General features: G+C 65.5%; 12 protein-coding genes. 5 read left to right on the top strand and 7 right to left on the bottom strand.

Annotated elements, in window-relative coordinates; all coding sequences use genetic code 11:
* Positions 1 to 320: 320 nt before the first annotated feature.
* The 5 genes from C5C07_RS18675 to C5C07_RS18655 all read left to right on the top strand — a co-directional run bounded on the left by C5C07_RS18675 (position 321) and on the right by C5C07_RS18655 (position 10359).
* Positions 321 to 1691 carry a TIGR00341 family protein gene (locus tag C5C07_RS18675; protein ID WP_115805793.1) on the top strand — a complete coding sequence of 457 codons (1371 nt, stop codon included), beginning with the start codon at positions 321 to 323 and terminating at the stop codon, positions 1689 to 1691.
* A gap of 69 nt (positions 1692 to 1760) precedes the next feature.
* Positions 1761 to 3089, top strand: coding sequence for a metallophosphoesterase (locus tag C5C07_RS18670; protein ID WP_115805792.1), 1329 nt, complete (start codon positions 1761 to 1763; stop codon positions 3087 to 3089).
* 72 nt (positions 3090 to 3161) lie between these two features.
* Positions 3162 to 4001 carry an ion transporter gene (locus C5C07_RS18665; RefSeq protein ID WP_115805829.1) on the top strand — a complete coding sequence of 280 codons (840 nt, stop codon included), beginning with the start codon at positions 3162 to 3164 and terminating at the stop codon, positions 3999 to 4001.
* Positions 4002 to 4078: 77 nt separating this feature from the next.
* Entirely contained in the window at positions 4079 to 5749 is a 1671-nt protein-coding gene (locus C5C07_RS18660; protein ID WP_115805791.1) for an MFS transporter, read from the top strand.
* 452 nt (positions 5750 to 6201) lie between these two features.
* Positions 6202 to 10359, top strand: a complete 4158-nt coding sequence (locus C5C07_RS18655) for a PKD domain-containing protein (RefSeq protein WP_115805790.1) — start codon at positions 6202 to 6204, stop codon at positions 10357 to 10359.
* Between the two features lie 104 nt (positions 10360 to 10463).
* On the opposite strand, the gene C5C07_RS18650 is transcribed toward C5C07_RS18655, so the two are convergent.
* The 7 genes from C5C07_RS18650 to acs (C5C07_RS18620) form a co-directional block, all read right to left on the bottom strand.
* Positions 10464 to 10679: a hypothetical protein gene (locus C5C07_RS18650; RefSeq protein ID WP_004977969.1), complete on the bottom strand. Its 216-nt coding sequence runs from the start codon at positions 10677 to 10679 to the stop codon at positions 10464 to 10466.
* A gap of 68 nt (positions 10680 to 10747) precedes the next feature.
* Complete coding sequence (locus C5C07_RS18645; protein WP_004977972.1) at positions 10748 to 11230, bottom strand: universal stress protein; 483 nt, start codon at positions 11228 to 11230, stop codon at positions 10748 to 10750.
* Positions 11231 to 11233: 3 nt separating this feature from the next.
* Positions 11234 to 12883: a VC_2705 family sodium/solute symporter gene (locus C5C07_RS18640; RefSeq protein WP_004977974.1), complete on the bottom strand. Its 1650-nt coding sequence runs from the start codon at positions 12881 to 12883 to the stop codon at positions 11234 to 11236.
* Entirely contained in the window at positions 12880 to 13317 is a 438-nt protein-coding gene (locus C5C07_RS18635; RefSeq protein WP_004977976.1) for a DUF4212 domain-containing protein, read from the bottom strand. Before C5C07_RS18635 ends, C5C07_RS18640 begins: the two co-directional genes overlap by 4 nt.
* 54 nt (positions 13318 to 13371) lie before the next feature.
* Entirely contained in the window at positions 13372 to 15366 is a 1995-nt protein-coding gene (gene acs, locus C5C07_RS18630; RefSeq protein WP_115805789.1) for an acetate--CoA ligase, read from the bottom strand.
* 198 nt (positions 15367 to 15564) lie between these two features.
* On the bottom strand, positions 15565 to 17331 hold the full coding sequence (locus C5C07_RS18625; protein ID WP_050460387.1) for a bacterio-opsin activator domain-containing protein: 1767 nt from the start codon (positions 17329 to 17331) through the stop codon (positions 15565 to 15567).
* A 143-nt stretch (positions 17332 to 17474) separates the two neighbouring features.
* The gene (gene acs / locus C5C07_RS18620) at positions 17475 to 19391 is read right to left on the bottom strand and encodes an acetate--CoA ligase (RefSeq protein ID WP_004977982.1); all 1917 of its coding nucleotides are present in this window, start codon (positions 19389 to 19391) and stop codon (positions 17475 to 17477) included.
* Positions 19392 to 19428: the final 37 nt, after the last annotated feature.

The raw sequence follows: 19428 nt of genomic DNA, 5'->3' as shown, positions 1-19428 counted from the left end.
TTGAAGCGCCCGAATAGTCGGTCGGGGGCGACCCACGTCGCTATACTCGCCGCCCGCCAATCGTCAGAGCGCGGGCGACTGCGGCGGAGCGAAACGAGTACGGACAGTTCGTCAGATGGTGCGCCGAACGAGTCGCCGACGCCGGTGTCGAAGGCGGGCTACTCCGACTGGGCGGCCGGCGAGTCAGTCCCGCCGAACGGGCGTTCATCGACGCCATCGGAGAGTCGCTCTCCGTCGACGACGCGTCGAGCGAGACAATCGAGTAAGCTATCCTATCAAAGCACTCATATTTTTTGTCCCCTCGTGACGTTGTAGCCCGTATGCGACTCGTTCAGGTGCTGATACCACGGGGGAGACGAGAGAGCGTCCTTGAGTCGCTCGACGAGCAAGGCATCGACTACGCCGTCTTCGAAGAGGTCGGACGGGGCGACTTCGAGGCGATGGTGCAGTTTCCGGTCCCGCCCAGCGGCGTCGAGACGGTGATGGAGGAGTTGACGAACGCGGGTGTCCGAGACGACACCTACACCATCGTACTCCCCACCGAGACGGTCGTTTCGCAGCGCATCTCGGCCCTGAAAGAGCGCTTTCCCGGTCTCAGAATCTCCCGCGAGGAGCTTCACGCCCGAGCGGAGGACCTCGCGCCGGCGAACTCGACGTTTTTCAGCTTCTTGATACTCAGCACGATCATCGCCGCGACGGGCCTGCTGCTCGATTCCGCGGCGACGATTATCGGGGCCATGGTCGTCGCGCCGCTCATGGGACCGGCGGTCTCCGCGTCCGTCGGGGCGGTGCTGGCCGACCGACAGATGGCGTCTCGCGGCGTCGTCCTGCAGGTGTTGGGCCTCTTGGCGGCCATCGCGACGGCCGCGGTGTTCGGAGTAGTGCTCCAGGAGACGATACTCATCCCGCCGGGAATCGACATTCAAGCGATTCCACAGGTCGCAGAGCGGACCAGCCCGAACGTCCTGTCGCTCTTTCTGGCGTTGGGGTCGGGAATCGCGGGGGCGATAAGCATCATGCGTGGGTCCGGTTCGACCCTCGTCGGGGTCGCCATCGCCGTCGCGCTCGTCCCGCCGGCGGCGACGTCCGGCTTGGGGCTGGCGTTCGGTCTCCCGGGAGTCGCCGTCGCGGGCGCGGTGCTCGTCGTCATCAACCTCCTCGCAATCAACCTCTCGGCGCTGATTCTGTTCTACCTGTCGGGGTTCAAGCCGTTCGACACCGACCAACGGGAGCGGGTCAAGGCGTCTATCGCCTCCCGAATCGCCGTCATCGGGGTGGCTATCGCAGTCCTCTCGCTCGTCCTCGCCGGCGTGACGTACGCGTCGTTCCAGACCGCCTCGTTCGAGCAACAGACGCAGGTCGAACTCCAGCGACAGTTCGACGAGGCGGACATCGAGGGCGTCGAACTCGTCAGCGTCACGGTGGAGTACGAGCCCGCCGACCTGATTCTCGGGAACCAGCCGCGAGTCGACGTGCTGGTCGGGATTCCGCGCGACTTGCAAGCGCCGCCCGACCTCGCACAGCGGTTCGACGACCGACTGACCGAACAGTTCGACCGGGACGTGGTCGTCAGAGTCGGCTTCGTCGAGGCGCAGGTCTCCGACGACACGGCGACGAGAGCCTCGGTGAGTGGCTCCGCGTTCGACCGTACCGCGCGGTTCGACCGCACCACGCGGGGCCGCCATGCGTGAGCGAGGCGAACCGCGCGGCGTGAGCCGCCGCGGAAGGGTCTCGGCCCGAAACGGTCCGGAGGGCCGACCGTGACCGACTCGTACTACCTCATCAGCGACCTCCACATCGGCGGCGACGAGCAGCTGGGGCGCGTCGATTTCCTCGACGAACTGCTGTCGTTCCTCCGGACGCTCGAAGCGAGCGACGAGGACGCCGAGCTAATCATCAACGGCGACGCGTTCGGGCTGTGGGAGTTCACCGACGTCGACGGGCTCGACAAGTTCGACGCGCTCGTCGACCGCTACCCGGAGCTGTTCGAGCAGTTCGAAGCGACCGGCGACCGAATCCCCATCACGCTCATTCCCGGCAACCACGACTACGAACTCGCCGCCTACCCCGAGTACGTCGACCGACTGGCCGAGTTCAACGTCACGCTCCGACAGGAGGTCTCGCTCACCCGAAACGTCGGCGACCACGTCCTCTACGTCGAACACGGGATGCAACGGGACCCGAACAACCGGATTCCCGACTTCGGAAACCCCTACGCGAACCCGCCGGGGTACTTCGTCAACAGACAGCTCACGAGTCGCGCCGGCAGGCTCTCCGAGCGCGGGAAGTTCAACTGGCTCAAGGACATTCAGGCGGTGACGCCGATGACGCAGATTCCGGCGTGGATGCTGTCCAACTATTTCTATCGGGAGATGAGCCCGTGGCTCAGGTACGTCTCGGCCCCGTTTCTCCTCCTGTTCAACGTCGGGTTCCTCTACGTGCTCGCGTTCGCGCTCGACGCGACGGGGCTCTGGTCGCTTCCGATGGACCTCATCGAGCGGTTCCTCGGGCTGTTCGGCCCGGTTGGGCTGCTGGTCGACGTACTGCTGACCGCGAACCTCGCCGTCACGTTACTGCTGATACTCGTCGCGATACCGCTTTTCGTCTTCGCCAGAGACGTCCGAAAGACGCTCAGACGGTTCGGCATCGACCAGCCGGACGAACGGGACTCGGCGGACACCTATCTGGAGGGCGCGAGGGCGCTGTTCGCGTCGGACCCGGCAGTCGCCGTGTTCGTCTACGGGCACACACACCGACCCGCGGTCACCGAAATCGACGGCAGGGTCGTCGTCAACACGGGGACGTGGTTGAAGCGACTGCGACGCGTCGAGTCCGCGTTCGGCGTCTTCCCCCCGGTCTTCTACTCGTGGTACCAACTCAACTACGTGCGCGTGTCCGCGACGGAAGACGGCGGTGTCGCCGTCGACTACGAACTCGTCGCGAAGCAAGCGCCGGACGAGGAGACGTGGTTCCAGCGACTCGTCACGCCCGCACCGAAGCGGGACGACGCGATTCCGCCGCGGACCGTCGTCCGACCGACGGGAGAGCCGAGCGAAGCGGACGCCGAGTCCGACCCGAGCGGACGCTGACGGCTCGACTCGACCCGTCGGGTGAGAGGTAACGACATATTGCTCGGCGAACATAACTGTGGCATGGCACAGATGTCCAGAGACCAAGTGTGGACGGTGGTCGACCCGGAATCGGAAAACCGGTGGGGCGAGCGGTTCAGCCGACTCGTGTTCCTCTTGGCTTCGGCGAACGTCGTCGCCGTCGTTCTGTCGACCGTCGAGTCGCTTTCGGTACGGTTCGGCGTCTACTTCGACGGCCTGCTCGTCGTCTCCATCGCCCTGTTCACGGTCTTGTACGTCGTTCGACTCTGGGCCGCCGGCTCCGACGCCCCCGAGTCTGGTCGGCACAGTCGGGTCGCGTTCGTCCGCGACCCCATCGCGGTCGTCGACTGCTTCGTCATCGTAACGTTCTGGGTCGGACTCCTCTTCGAGATACGGCTGTTCGAGTCGGGACTGTTCCGCGTCTTCTGGCTGGCTCGCGTCCTCAATCTCTCGTGGTTCAGGCGCTCGCGGGGGCGGTTCAAGCGGGTCATCGACGCACAGCGCTCCGACCTCGGCGTCGCGTTCAGCGGGGCCGGAATGCTGGTCCTCGTCTCGTCGACGCTCATGTACTTCGTCGAGGGGAACGTCCAACCGGAGGCGTTCTCGTCGATTCCGGAGACGCTCTGGTGGGGCATCGTGACGCTCACCACGGTCGGGTACGGTGACGTGGTTCCCGTGACGCCGCTGGGCCGTCTGCTCGGGGCGGTGACCATGCTGGGCGGCGTCGCCTTCTTCGCGCTCCCGTCGAGCATCTTGGCCGCGGGATTTTTCGCAGAGCGAACGGGAGAGCGGATGCAACCGGGCGAACGGACACGACCGGGAGAGGGGCCGAGGTTCGAGTGGTGTCCGTACTGTGGCGAGTCGCTCGACGCGGAATCGTCTCACGGCTGAACCGAGCCGGCCGGGAGACCAGCGCCGCTCCGGTCTGTCAGAGAGATTTATTGAGTGAGGCGTGCTATCGAAGGGCAATGGACGCAGACGCGAACGCTCACGTTCTCGAAGGAGGAGGAGCGGCGGCGACCGGTTCGGCGGGAGGGTTGGCGTACTGGGGCCCCGCGGTGGCGGTGAGTCTCGCGATGTTCATCGGCGTCATCGATTCGACGCTCATGAACGTCGCGATTCCGTCCATCGTCGCCGACCTCGACACGACCGTCACGGTCGTACAGGGCGCGATTTCGTTCTACGCGATGGTCATGGCGGCGCTGATTCTTCCCGGCGGCAAGCTGTCGTCGATGTACGGGATTCGCCGACTGATGACCGCGACCCTACTCGTGTACGGCGTCGGGACGACGCTGGCGGCGCTGAGTTGGAACGTGGTCGTCCTGTACGTCGGCTGGTCGGTCATCGAGGGGGCCGCCGCGGCCGTGTTGCTCCCGCTGACGTTCACCGTCCTCCTCGTCAGCTACGAGGGCGCGGACCGGGCGAAAGCCCTCGGCATCCTCGCCGGGGTGAACGCGGCCGGGGCCGCGTTCGGGCCGCTTTTGGGCGGCGCGGTCACGACGTTCGCCAGCTGGCGATGGGGGTTCGGCGTCGAGGTACTGATCGTCCTCGTCGCGCTCGCGTTCGTCCGGTATCTCCCCGAGGAGTCCCTGAGCGAGACGCGGACGAAACTGGACGTCGGCGGGACGCTCCTCTCGGTAGTGGGGACGACCGCTCTCGTCGCCGGCGTGCTGCTGGCCGGGCGGTACGGCTGGATATCGGCCCGCCGGCCGTTCGCCGTCGGCGACGTTCGACTGGACCTGTTCGGCGCGTCGCCGACCGTCTGGCTCGTCGGCTTCGGAATCGTCGTGTTCGCGGCCTTCGTCCAGTACGAACGCCGCGTCGAGCGCGAGGGCGGGTCGCCCCTCGTCCCGGTCCGCCTCCTGTCGAACGGCCCGTTCACGGCCGGCATCGCCACGAACGCCGCGCGGTCGCTGGTCCTCGCGGGATTCATCTTCGTCGTTCCGGTCTTCCTCCAGTCCGGGGCCGGCTACACCGCGTTCGAGACCGGGGTGGCGATGCTTCCGTTCTCCGTCGCGACGTTCGTCGCGTCCATCTTCACGACCGACTGGCGGCGGTTCGTCGCACCGAAACTGCTGATTCAGGGCGGCGTCGTCCTCATGGGACTCGGCGTGCTCGCGCTCGTGTCGCAGACGGCGCTGGACGCGACGGTCGCCCAACTGGCGGTGCCGATGGCGCTCGTCGGACTCGGCCTCGGGTTCGTCATGGCACAGCTCATCGACATGACGCTCTCGTCGGTCGACCAGCGGGACTCGGCGGCGGCGTCCGGCCTCCTGAACGCGACGATGATGCTCGGCTACTCGTTCGGGACCGCTATCGTCGGCACGTACCTGCTCAGGGGGTTTTACGGCGGCGCCGTCGACGGGGTGTTGACCGCCGCGGGCGCGGGCGTGTCGGCGAGCGACCGAGGGGCGCTCGTCATCGCGCTCGAAGACGCCGCGGAGACGGCGACCAAAGAGACCCAGCGGGCGGTCCTCGACGGTCTCGCTCCGGCACAGCGGGAACTGCTGGCCGACGTGTTCGACGCCGCGATAGTGCAGGCACAGCGGGAGACGCTGCTGCTCCTCGCGCTGTTCGTGTTACTCGTGCTCCTCGTTTCGACGCTCCTCCCGGGCGGTGAGACCGACAGCGGACCGTGAGCGCAGCGGCACCGTTCTCCCGAGGAACTGAACGGAATAGACGTCCGCACGGCCCGACTTCAGACGGGGAGCCATCGATGGGACATCCGGCTAGCTAAAATCTTCAATTTGATAATTTTAATTTCATCAGTAGTGCGTGTTTTCCAAATTACCATCCACTATACAATAGTTTGTATTTCTGGAATGCAAGATAGAAACACTGTATTGAAGTAGCAGAGAAAAATCTATTTTCGTCACAGATAGTAGTGTCTACTACAGACATTAGTCATAATTTCTCTTGCTCGTCTGCTGTAAGATTTACACCGTATATTCCGTTTTTATACGAAATTATTATATCTTCATCCAGACAGTCTGAATCGCCTAATTATCGGTGGTGAAACCGAATTCGGCAGGGAAATGACATCGAAGGGAACCACAGGGAAGGTTGCGGCGGACAGGGAGGCGAACAGCAGGTGACGCAGAGACCACGGATAACGCGACAGCAGGCCAACACGCTCCTTCTGACGCTCGTGACGGTGATTTCGCTCGTCGCGTGGGTTCCGGTCGGCGCATCGGCGGTCGCGAACGGCGCGGATATCTCGTATACGAACCTCTCGGTGACGCCGACGACGCTCTACGAGGGAAGCGCCGTCACCGTGAACGTCACCGTCGAGAACACCGGCGGGACACAACAGTCGTACAACGCGACGCTCACCGTCGACGGCGACGTCGTGGCGTACCAAACCGGGACGCTCAACGCGGGCGCGACCGAACAGGTCACGTTCACGAAGACGCTCTGGGGGGCGGGCACGTACGACGTCGCCGCCGGGGGACTCGCCGCACAGACCGTGACCGTCGAGGAGGCCAACGCGAAATTCCACGGCGGACCGGGGAACCACGGCTACTACCCGAATCAAGAGGGGCCGCTCACGGAACCAGTCGAAGTGTGGAACATCTCGGACGGAGCCCCGCAGGTGATGCAACCGACCATCGTGGGCGACACGCTCTACACCGCCTTCCACAACGGCGGCAGTCTGTACGCGTTAGACCCCGAGACGGGCGAAGAGAAGTGGAACGCGACGCCCGGCGGCCTTGACGGGTCGACGTGGACCACGCCCGCCTACGCCAACGGCGTCCTCTACATCGGAAGCAACAACCACAAGCTACACGCGATAAACGCGACCGACGGCACCGAAATCTGGAGCTACGGGACGCAGACGAACGTCCGGTCGGCCCCCGCGGTCGTCGACGGCGTCGTCTACTTCGGAAGCAACGACGGGAACCTGACCGCGGTGGACGCCGACACCGGCGAAGAACTCTGGTACTACACGATGTACCAGCCGGTGCTGGTGGAGTCGAACCCCGCGGTCGTCGGCGGCGTCGTCTACGTGTCGGGCGACGACGACAACCTGACCGCGCTGAACGCCACCACCGGGGCGCGACTCTGGAACTACACGCTCATCGACGAAAGCCAGTCGGGCCCGACCGTCGCGAACGACACGGTGTTCGTCGGGAGCGATAGCACGGCGGGCGAAACCGGCGGAACCGGGAGAGTGTACGCGATAAACGCGACCGACGGCACCGAGCGCTGGAACTACTCGATGCCGGGGGACGTGGATTCGAGTCAGGTGTACGCCGACGGCGTCGTCTACGCCGGGAGCCGCGGCGGCGAGCTCGTCGCGCTGGACGCCGACGACGGCAGCAGACTCTGGAACGCGACGGGGAGCAGTTTCCGCGGCGCGCCGGTCGTCGCGGGCGACGTGCTCTACATCTCGGATTTCGGTAACGACACCGTCCACGCGTTCAACGCGACCGACGGCACCGAGCGCTGGTGGTACGACTCGCCGGTGAACACCCTCTACCCGACGCCGCTCGCGTGGAACGGCTACCTCTACTACGGCAGCGGCAGCCAGTTCCACGCGCTCGCGGAACCGGCACCGGCCGTCTCGGCGGTCAACGCGACGAACCCCTCGGGACAGAACCTCTCGGTGTCGTTCGACTCGTCGCAGGAGCTGGTGAACATCTCGGTCTCTGTGTCGGGACCGGGTTCGACGACGTTCACCGAGGGCGACTTCGCGGAGTCGGGAACCGGCCCGTACACGTACGCGCTCGCGTCGCCGTACGAGACCGGAACCGACGGCACGTACACCGTCACGGTCCGGACCGCCGAGAACGCCGACGGGAAAGACGGGGCCGGAAACGAGTCCGACAGCGTCACAATCGATACGGCCGCACCCGCCGTCGATGCGGGCGAGGACGCGACCGTCGACGAGGACGTCGCGCTCGACTTCAACGCGACGGCGACCGACGCCGTCGGCGTCACGAGCACGTCGTGGGACTTCGGCGACGGCTCCGCGAACGAGACGGGCGAGAACGCGACCCACACCTTCGCCGACCCCGGGACGTACACGGCGACGTTCACCGCCGCCGACGCCGCGGGGAACGAGGAGACCGACTCGCGGGTCGTCACCGTCAACGACACGACCACACCCGCCGCCGACGCCGGAGTGAATCAGACGGTCGACGAGGACACCGCCGTCAGTTTCGACGGCTCGGCCTCCACCGACAACGGAGCAATCGCCGCCTACGAGTGGGACTTCGGCGACGGCTCCGCGAACGTCACGGGCGAGGGCGTGACCCACGCGTTCGCCGACCCCGGAACGTACACCGTCACCCTGACCGTGACCGACGGCGGCGACAACGCCGATTCCGACTCGCTCGTCGTGACGGTCAACGACACGACCGCACCCGCCGCCGACGCCGGGGTGAACCAAACGGTCGACGAGGACACCGCCGTCGAGTTCAACGCGAGCGGGTCGGTCGACGCTTCGGCAATCGACTCGTACGAGTGGGAGTTCGGCGACGGCTCCGCGAACGCCACGGGCGAGAACGCGACCCACTCCTTCGCCGACCCCGGGACCTACACCGTCGTCCTGAACGTGACCGACACCGTCGGGAACACCGCGTTCGACACGCTCACCGTGACGGTCGACGACACGACCTCGCCGACGGCCTCCGTCGGAACGAACCAGACGGTCGACGAGGACACCGTCGTCAGTTTCGACGGCTCGGCCTCCACGGATAACGGGGCAATCGCCGCCTACGAGTGGGACTTCGGCGACGGCTCCGCGAACGCCACGGGGGCGACTCCGAACCACACGTTCGCCGACCCCGGAACGTACGACGTGGTGCTGACCGTGACCGACGGCGGCGACAACGCCGATTCCGATTCGCTGGTCGTCACCGTCAACGACACGACCGCACCCGCCGCCGACGCCGGCGACAACAGGTCGGTCACGCGGGGCGACGCGGTCGAGTTCGACGCCAGCGGCTCCGCCGACAACGGAGCAATCGACGCCTACGAGTGGGACTTCGGCGACGGGTCGAACTCGACGAACGCCTCCGAGACGCACAGCTACGACTCGACCGGGACCTACACCGTCACGCTGACCGTGACCGACGCCGCCGGCAACGTCGGGTCGGACACGGCGACCGTGACCGTGGCCGAATCGTCGTCCTCGTCCTCGTCCTCGTCATCGTCGTCGTCTTCGTCCTCGTCATCGTCGTCGACATCGGAGTCCCCCGAGGCGACCGGCGGTGACTCAGAGGTCGTCGTCGACACGAAGGGCGAAGGCACGAGTAAGCGGTCGAACGTGTCGGTCAGAAACGTCGACACGAGCCGCGCCGTCGTCATCGCGCTGGAACCGGTCGCGAACGACACCGAGACCGGGGCGGTCGAGAACGGAACGACCGGGACCGACGCGACCAACGACTCCGCCGAAGCGGCGGACGGGTCGGCCTCGCCCGCCCCGGAGAACATCTCGGTCGCACAGCTCTCGATGAACGTGAACAGCGGCGAGGACTTCACGCTGAACGTCACGACGTACGAGGCGGCCGACGACGAGGCCACGGGCGAGCGCTTCCAGCGCGAGACGGGCGCGACGTCCGCGGGCTACGTCGTGGTCAACCACTCGATACACGACGACGACATCGAGGACGTGACGTTCACCTTCAGCGTGCGAAAGCGCTACTTCGAGACGACGGGCATCAGCCCGGAGTCGGTCGCTCTCTACCGCGACGAGCACACGCAGTGGCGCAAGCTCGACGCAAGCCTCGTCGAGGAGTCCGAGACGCACTACGTCTTCGAGGCGACCTCGCCGGGCCTGTCGCTGTTTACCATCGGCTCGACCGTCCCCGTCTTCGAGACGACCGCCGCCGAAGTCACCGAGACGAGCGTGTCGGTCGGTCAAGCGGTCGAAATCGCGGTCGACGTGTCGAACCTCGGCGGCGCGGGCGGAGTCCACGCGCTCGACTTACTGGCCGACGGCGAGCGCGTCGCCGGCGGGACCGTCGAACTCGGCGCGTTCCAGAACGGGACGGCCACGCTCAGCTACGCCTTCGACGAGCCCGGGACGTACGAACTCGCGGTCGGCGAACAGGTCGTCGGCAGCATCACCGTCGAAGAGCCGCAAGCGGCTCAGACGGCGGCGTCGGTCGACGGGGCGGACCCCGACGCTGACGACAGTTCCGGAGACGGCGACAGCGCCGGGTGGACGATTACCGTCGTCGTCGCCGTCCTGTTGGCCGCCGGACTCGGCGTCGCCTACCGGCGGCGGGAGCGCGACGAGTAGCCGCGGAGCGGTCCACTCTTTTCGGCGGGTCGTGTACAGAACAGTTAGACAATTGGTACTATTGGACGTATAGAAAACCACAGCCGTCCCGGTCGAGTCCGTCGTCAGCGCTGCTCGCGGACGGCTTCGACCGAGGCGAAAAAGCCGAAGTACGCGACGACGCCGGCACCCAGACAGAGGTAGAAGGCCCACTGCGGTCCGTCGAGCACGTCGAACAGGACCGAGACGACCGTCACCCACGCTAGGGCGAACAGCAGGTCGGTCAGCATCCCCGAGCGGTGTTCGCGCACGTGGGTTCGAATCGTCTCCGCGAGGCTCATCGGCGGGTCACCCCGTCCGGAGCCGCGGGTGGCGTGGTCGTCCTCGCGTGGGTCGTGTTGTACATGGCTTACGCTTCCGCTTCTGTTTCCGCTTCCTTTTCGTGGACGTCGACGACGAGCACCGGGAGCCGAGTCCGCCGCAGGACGCGTTCGGTCACGCTCCCGAGGACGACACGGGAGAGACCGGAGCGGCCGTGAGAGCCCATCACGACGAGGTCGATGTCGTTGTCCTCGACGAACTTCCTGATGGCTCGCGCCGGTTCGCCCGCAACGACGTGTTCGCGGACGGCCAGACCGTGCTCGGTTGCGGCGTCGGCGACGTACCCCGTCGCCTTGTCGGCCGCCTCCTTCACTTCGGGCATGTCGTCGAGGCGGCCCTGTCGGATGCGGTCGACCTGTTCCGTCCCCAGCGAGTAGCTGGTGGCGTCCACGTCGACGACGTACAGCGCGTGAACCGTCGCCCCGTACTTCGACGCGATGTCGACTGCCTGTTCGACGGCGTACTCCGCCGCGTCGCTTCCGTCAGTCGGAATGAGGATGTGTTCGTACATTGGTTAGTCGTCCGCGGGGGACTGCCCTCCGTCTGCGCTCATGACCACGTCTTCTGCGGACTGTTGCTGACCCATCGGTTCGGGGCTGTGACACTGCCGAACCATCTTCTTGATTCGCTCCGGCGGTTCGTCCGTCGCCATCGAGACGGCGATGGTGATGACGAACACCAGCGGCGTGCCGACGAGCGCCGCGCCGATGGCCGGCACGAACTCGGCGAAGGCGTCGCTGAAGTGGAAGATGAGGTCGTTGACCACCGCGGCGACCCAGAGCGCGAGGCCGACGCTCATACCGGCGAGCGCGCCCTGACGGTTGGTGTTCTCCCACCAGAGGCCGAGGAAGAACATCGGGAACAGCACGATGGCCGCGAGCGAGAACGCGAGCGCGACCAGTTCGCCGACGAGCGCGGGCGGGTCGAACGCGGTTATCGTCACGATGATACCGAGCGCGACGATGGTCGCGCGACCGACGAACACCTGCTGGCGCTGGGTCGCGTCGGGGTTGATGATGTTCGTGTAGATGTCGTGGGAGACGGCGGACGAGGCGGTGATGAACAGCCCCGCCGTCGTCGCGATGGCGGCGGCGATGCCGCCGGCCGCCACGAGGCCGACGAACCACGTCGGTAGGTTCGAAAGCTGCGCCGCGAGCACCACGATGAGGTCGCCCTCACCGCCGCTCATGCCGCCGTTGGCCGCGAACGTCGGGCCGTACTGGGAGGCGTCGTAGAGGTCGACGCCGAACGTCGCCAGCGCCGGGGCGCTCCAGTACAAAAGCAGGATGAAAAACAGCCCCCAGACGGTCGACTGACGCGCCGTCTTTTCGTTTTCGACGGTGTAGAACCGAACCAGCACGTGCGGGAGCCCGCAGGTCCCGAAGATGAGCGAGAACGCCGTGGCGATCCAGAGGTAGAACCCCGCGTTGGCGAACGGTTCGGAGAACTCGGCCGATAGCTCGCCGATGAGTCGGCCGTATTCGATTTGCGGGAGGACGGTCGAGTAGCCGCCGGTGAACCCGACGACGTAGACGGCCGTCAGGAACGCCACGATGAGGATGACGTACTGGACGGCCATGTTCTTAGTCGCGCCCATCATGCCGGAGATGGTCAGGTAGCCGACCGTAATCGCCATCATGATGATGACCATCGTGACGTAGTCGGTCCCGAAGACGTACAGTCCGACGAGACCCATCCCGCGGGCCTGTCCGACCGAGTAGACGAACCCGATGAGAATGGTCGTCAGCGCGCCGATCGCCCGCGCCGTATCGGAGTTGAATCGGTCGCCGACGAAGTCGGGCGCCGTGTACTTCCCGAACCGACGCATCTGCGCGGCCAGGAAGATGAGGAGGACGAAGTACCCGGCCGTCCAGCCGATGATGAACGCGAGCCCGTAGAAGCCCGCGAGGGCGACCAGTCCCGCTAACCCGAGGTACGACGCCGCCGACATCCAGTTCGCGCCGATTGCCATGCCGTTTTCGACGTTTCCAATCGACCGACCGGCGACCCACATCCCTTCCGTGTCGGCGACTTTGAACACGTAGCCGATGGCAAGAAAGAGGGCCAACATCCCGACGACCATGATGGCCGGCACGAGTTTGAACGAGATGTTGAGCGCCTCGGGGAGCAGGTCGCCCGACTGGAGGAACACGCTCGCAGTCATTCGACGCTCCCCCCGTCGGTGACGGCGGCCTCGCCCTCACTCTTCGAGCGCGACTTCGAAGCCGCGTGGTCGATGCCGTACCGCCTGTCGAGTTGGTCGCGCTTGCGGGAGTATACGAACGCGAGGACGAGCGAACTGGTCGGCGACAACACGGCGACGAGGAAGTAGTGCGCCGGGAAGCCGATGACCGGGAGCTGTGCGGTCATCGTCGCCGGTGCGAAGTAGGTGAGAACCGGCGGTCCGAACGTGAGAAGCGCCCACGCGATGAACCCGGCCCAGATTATTTTCAGGTGGTCTCGCATGAACGGGGTGCTCGGTTTCAGCAGGTTCACCTCCCTCGACAGGTAGTCTACCTCGTCGTGGTCGGGAGCTGTGCTCCGGTCGGTGTTCGCGGCGTGTGAGTCAATTTCTGACTCGGTTGATTCGCGTGACATAGATTGTTGGTCGTCTCGTAGTTACACTCGATACGGGCGGCCGAAGGCGGCCGCTCAGTCGCTCTGCGCGCGGACCTTCGCTTCTATCTCCCCGACGATTTCGGGGTTCCGGAGCGTCGAGGTGTTACCCAGTTCCGCGCCGTTCGCCACGTCTTCGAGCAGGCGACGCATGATTTTGCCCGAGCGCGTCTTCGGCAGTTCCGGCGTGAACACGACCTGTTCGGGTCTAGCGATGGGCCCGATAGCGTCCTCGACGCCCTCGATGATGCGCGCGCGGAGGTCGTCTCCCTCCTCGTACCCGTCTTCGGTGATGACGTAGGCGTAGACCGCCTCGCCTTTCACCTCGTGGTTGCCGCCGACGACCGCCGCCTCGGCGACGCCCTCGACGCCGACGATGGCCGACTCGATTTCCATCGTCCCGAGGCGGTGCCCCGAGACGTTGATAACGTCGTCCACGCGGCCAAGTACGGTGATATAGTCGTCTTCGTCCACTTTCGCGCCGTCCTCCGGGAAGTAGACCCAGTCGTCGGGGTCGTCGCTGTCGGTGTCGGAGTACTCCTCCCAGTATTCGGAGATGTAGCGCTCGTCGTTGTTGTAGAGCGTCCGAAGCATCCCCGGCCACGGCTTGTTCACCGTGAGATAGCCCGCTCGGCCGGGTTTCACTTCGTCGCCGTTGGTGTCGACGATTTGGGCGTCGATGCCCGGCAGCGGCGGCCCGGCCGACCCGGGTTTCATGTTCTTGACGCCCGGGAGAGTCGTTATCATCATGCCGCCGGTCTCGGTCTGCCACCACGTGTCCACGACCGGGCAGTTTTCGTTGCCGATGTGCTCGTAGTACCACTTCCACGCCCGCGGGTTGATAGGTTCGCCGACCGTGCCGAGCAAGCGGAGACTCGACAGGTCCCGCGATGCCGGGTACTTGCTGCCCCACTTCATGAACGCGCGAATCGCCGTCGGCGCGGTGTAGAAGATGTCGACGGCGTACTTCTCGACGATGTCCCACATCCGGTCGCGGTTGGGGAAATCGGGCGTCCCCTCGTACATCACCGTCGTCGAACCGAGCGCGAGCGGCCCGTAGACGATGTAGGAGTGACCCGTAATCCAGCCGATGTCCGCCGAACACCAGTAGGTGTCTTCCTTCTCGATGTCGAGGACAGCGTGGGAAGTCCACGTCGCGTAGGAGAGATACCCGCCGGTGGTGTGTTTGACACCCTTCGGCTGGCCGGTGGTCCCCGAGGTGTACATCAGGAACAGCATGTCCTCGGCGTCGCGTTCGACGGGCTCGACGCGCTCGCCGCGCTGTTCGTCGAGGAGGTCGTCCCAGTCGTGCTGGTTACCCTTCAGGTCGTGACCGAAGCCGTCGTCGCCGAGGCGGTCGACGACGACCGTGGCGTCCACACCGTGGTCGACACTGTCGAGTCCCTCGTTGGTTTTGTCGAGGTGGTCGAGCGGGTCGCCGCGGCGGTAGTAGCCGTCGCAGGTGACGAGGAACCGGGAGTCCGCGGCGTTCATCCGCGTCGCCAGCGCCTCGGCGGAGAAACCGGCGAAGACGACGTTGTGGGGCGCGCCGATGCGGGCGCAGGCCAGCATGGCGATGGGCAGTTCGGGAACCATCGGCATGTAGAGCGTGACCACGTCGTCTTCCTCGACGCCGAGGTCGCGCAGCGCCGCCGCGAACTCGTTCACCTCGCGGTAGAGGTCCTGATACGTGTACGTTCGCGTCTCGCCGTGTTCGCCCTCCCACTTGATGGCGACCCGGTTCTTGTCCCCGTTTTCGACGTGCCGGTCGACGCAGTTGTAACAGGCGTTCAGTTCGCCGCCGGTGAACCACTCGTAGAACGGCGGGTTCGAGTCGTCCAGCACCTCGTCGTACTCTTCGTCCCAATCGAGCAAGTCGGCGGCCCGCTCCCAGCACTCGGGCCAGTTCTCCTCGAACTCGTCGTAGATGTCGGAGTCCGAGACGTTCGCTTGCGCGACGAACTCCTCGGAGGGTTCGAACTCGTCTTGTTCTTCCAGCCGTGCCTCCAGTTCGGTGTCACCCTGTGCCATATGTCGTGTTAACGAGCCACCACAAGGGGCATAAGTAGGGTAACTAATTATCGAAAATTAACATCACTATTATGAATAGCAGTCTAAACTCGGTTCGATAGGCTCCAGAGAGGGATACAGAAGATATAAACAACTATCGAGATGTATTGATAAAATTTCAGTCAATAATGAACGTTCGTGTGCTAACCGGTCGCACGCCTAAGGGTTTAGGGTCGAAGCGTGTTCGTCGCTGTCATCGTCGAAGAACGCGGTCATGAGTTTCTGCTGTGCGGTTCGGAGGTGCTGGTGGAGCGTCGGCGACGAGATGTCTATCGAATCGGCGAGGTCTTCGGCGGTACTACCGCGGGGCCACTCGAAGTACCCGGCGAGATAGGCCGCTCGCAGGACGGACTGTTGCTTGTCAGTGAGTCGCGCCACGAGCGACTCCCGAAAGTCGGCGGTGTTTCGCGTGGGCCGTTCGACCTCCTGTTTCGCGACGAGTTCGGTGGCGGGATACGCGTCGGTCAGGTCGGACATCACGTCTCGGAGCGGCGCTTCGTTCGAAAATTCGCCGACGAAACGGGCCACGCCGTCCTCCGCGACGAACCGCGAGACGGTTCCGTCGTAGGACGTGAGCGTCGTAATCGTCGACCCCGCGGAGAGCGCGACTTCGAGGAGCGACTCCGTTCCCCGGTCGCGGATCAGGCGGATGTGTTCGACGGCGTCCGTGGCTTGCAACTCGTCGAACACCGCGTCCGTCGTCGCCCCCCGAACGGTGAGAAAGCACAGCAGCGACCGCTCCTCGATAGGAACGACGCCGCGGAGTCGAACCGAACAACCGAGGTCCGCGGAGAGTCCGACGAGCACGTCCTGTTCGTCCGATGATTCGAACTCCAGTTGAACGACCGTGTCGGCGAGGAGTAGCTTCCGACGCTCCGCGGCGGCGATAGCCTGTCCGACGTGGCGGCCCAGCGTCACCAGTACGTCCGTCTCGGCGTCGGAGGCCGCTTCCTCAGCTAGCGCGACGTAGAGCGCGCCGTAGGCGGTTTCGCCGTGTACCAGCGGAACGACAGCGAGGTGGCCGCTCTCGGAGTTCGGCGGCAGGTCGATACGCACGGTCTGCACGGCACCGGTATCGCACGCGCGTCGAGCGAAGTCCGCGTCTCGACCGCCGAGCGAGCGACGAACCGCTTCGAGCGATTCCTCGTCGAGTCCGGCGACGGTGAGTTCCGCTCGCGCATCGGTTTCGTCCGACGCTATCCAAGCGAAACGGTAGTGGCTCGAATCGGCGAGTCCGTCACAGACGGCCTGTTCGACCTCGCCTCGCGTGTTCACCCCCGAGAGTGCCGACCCGACGCTTCGGGCGGTCTCGACGACCTGACGCACTCGGTCGGCATCGCCGCCCGCGGGACGCCCGCCGCTGTCGACGGCGTCCGGCGAGAGCGCATCGAGCACCTCGTCTTCGCTCGGTTCGTCGAGGAGCGGCGCGAGACTCTCGATGCGGTCCCAGCCGCCGATTCGCATGACGACGCTCGGCGGGACGCCGTCACCGAGCATCGTTCGGGCGAAGTGCCGACGCAGGTCGCGGGTCGAAACGTCCGCCAACCCCTCGCGGCCGGTTCGTTCGGCGGCCCGCGTTCCGACCGACGCCACGAGCATCTGCAGACGCCGCGGCGTGACCGGAAGTACCCGTTCAGTCTCGTCGATGTCCGTCGTCGTGACGTACTTGCGAACGTCGTGTTCGACCTCGTTCGGTAGGTACGCCTCCCGGCCGTCGGTCGGAACGGCGAGGAAGTGGAGCTCCGTTCCCCGGTGTCGCCGCTGGGTCACGTGTGCGGGTTCGAACTGACTCATCTCGGCCGGCGTGAGCCCGACTTCCGCGCCGAGTCGAAGCACGAGGTCCTCGCGGTACGTCTCGGTCGACCGTCGCAGTTGCTCGTACCCACCCGCGGACAACGGCGTCGGCTCGGAGTCTCCGCCCGGCATTCGTTTCGGAATAATATCGAAGAGCGAACTAAATCTTCCGGTAAAAGGAGAACGGAGACACAGAGAAGCCAGCGAGCGGGGAAGAACACCGCTCATCAGGGTAGAAACAAGATTTCGTAGAGAGAGTATTATCCGAAACGTCGTCAGCTGTCTCGGACGATGGATTCGAGTTCGCCGACGATTTCCGGGTTCTGAAGCGCGGACGTGTCGCCGAACTCCTCGCCGTTGGTGATATTCTCGAGAAACCGACGCATGATCTTCCCGGACCGCGTCTTCGGGAGGTCGGGCGTGAAGACGACGGCGTCCGGAGTGGCAATCGGACCGATGCGCTCGCGGACGTGCGAGCCGATTCGCTCGCGGAGGTCGTCGCTCCCGGAGACGCCCGTCTCCAGCGTGACGTACGCGTGGATACCGCCCGTGTCGGCGTCGTCGACGCTGACGACCGCGGCCTCGACGACGCCCTCGACGTCGACGATGGCCGACTCGATTTCCATCGTCCCGAGGCGGTGCCCCGAGACGTTGATGACGTCGTCCACGCGCCCGAGCACGGTGACGTAGCCGTCTTCGTCCACTTTCGCGCCGTCGCCGGTGAAGTAGTGCCAGCCGCCCACGTCGAGCTTCGCCGCCTCCTCGCCCCACCGCTGGCCGTGTCGCAGCGCGAGCGGCATGCCGGGCCACGGGCGAGTGAGAACGAGATACCCCGCCTCGTTCGCAGGGACTTCCTCGCCGCGGCCGTCGACGACCCGAGCGCCGACGCCCGGCAGCGGCGGCCCGGCGGTGCCGGGCTTCATGTTCTTGACGCCCGGGAGGGTCGTTATCATCATGCCGCCGGTCTCGGTCTGCCACCACGTATCGACGATGGGGCAGTTCTCGTTGCCGATGTGCTCGTAGTACCACTTCCACGCCCGCGGGTTGATTGGCTCGCCGACTGTGCCGAGCAGGCGTAAACTCGACAGGTCCCGCGACGCCGGGAGCGACGTGTCCCACTTCATGAACGACCGAATCGCCGTCGGGGCCGTGTAGAACACGTCGACGGCGTTCTCCTCGATGAGGTCCCAGATGCGGTCCTTCTCCGGGTAGTTCGGCGTTCCCTCGTACATGACCGTCGTCGTTCCGAGCGCCAGCGGGCCGTAGACGACGTACGAGTGGCCGCTAATCCAGCCGATGTTCGCCGTACAGAGATAGGTGTCCTCCGGCTTGAGGTCCAACACCGCCTGCGACGTCCACGCGACGTGGGCGAGGTAGCCGCCGGTGACGTGTTCGACTCGTTTCGGTTCGCCCGTGGTCCCCGACGTGTGGATGAGAAACAGCACGTCGTCGGCCGTCCGCTCGACCGGGTCGACCTCCGCGCCGGCGTGGGCGTCGACCAGTTCGTCGTAGGTGTGCTGTCCCGCTCCGAGGTGTGCGGTCTCGCCGAGGTGCTCGACGACGACCATCTCTTCGAGGTCGTGGGCGGCCTTGAGACGGGCGTCGTCGGCCTTGCTCTTCAGGAAGATGGCGCTCCCTCTCCGGTAGTAGCCGTCGCAGGTGACGAGGAACGCCGAGTCCGCGCTCTCCAGTCGCGTCGCCAACGCGTCCGCCGACAGTCCCGCGAAGACGACGTTGTGGGGCGCGCCGATACGGGCGCACGCGAGCATGGCGATGGGCAGTTCGGGAATCATCGGCATGTAGAGCGTGACCACGTCGTCCTCCTCGACGCCTTGCGCGCGGAGCGCCGCCGCGAACTCGTTGACCTCGCGGTAGAGGTCCTGATACGTGTACGTTCGCGTCTCGCCGAGGTGGCTCTCCCACTTGATGGCGACGCGGTTCTTGGCCCCGGCTTCGACGTGCCGGTCGAGGCAGTTGTAGCAGGCGTTCAACGTCCCCCCGGCGAACCACTCGAACGGGGGTTCGTCGGCCGGAAGGACCGACTCGTAGGGGTCGAACCAGTCGAGCGTCGCCGCCGCTCTCCCCCAGCAGTCGGGCCAGTTCTCCTCGAACTCGCCGTAGACGGAGTCGTCGGTAACGGTGGCCTGTTCGACGAACGACGCCGGAGGCGGTATCTCCTCGTCTTCGGCCATCCTCGTTTCGAAGTCCGGCCCACGACGGTTCGACATA

Origin of the sequence: Haloferax sp. Atlit-4N, assembly GCF_003383025.1 — an archaeon.
Classification (GTDB): domain Archaea; phylum Halobacteriota; class Halobacteria; order Halobacteriales; family Haloferacaceae; genus Haloferax; species Haloferax gibbonsii.
Note: the sequence above shows the minus strand (reverse complement) of the source record. Positions and strands in the feature narration are given on the sequence as shown.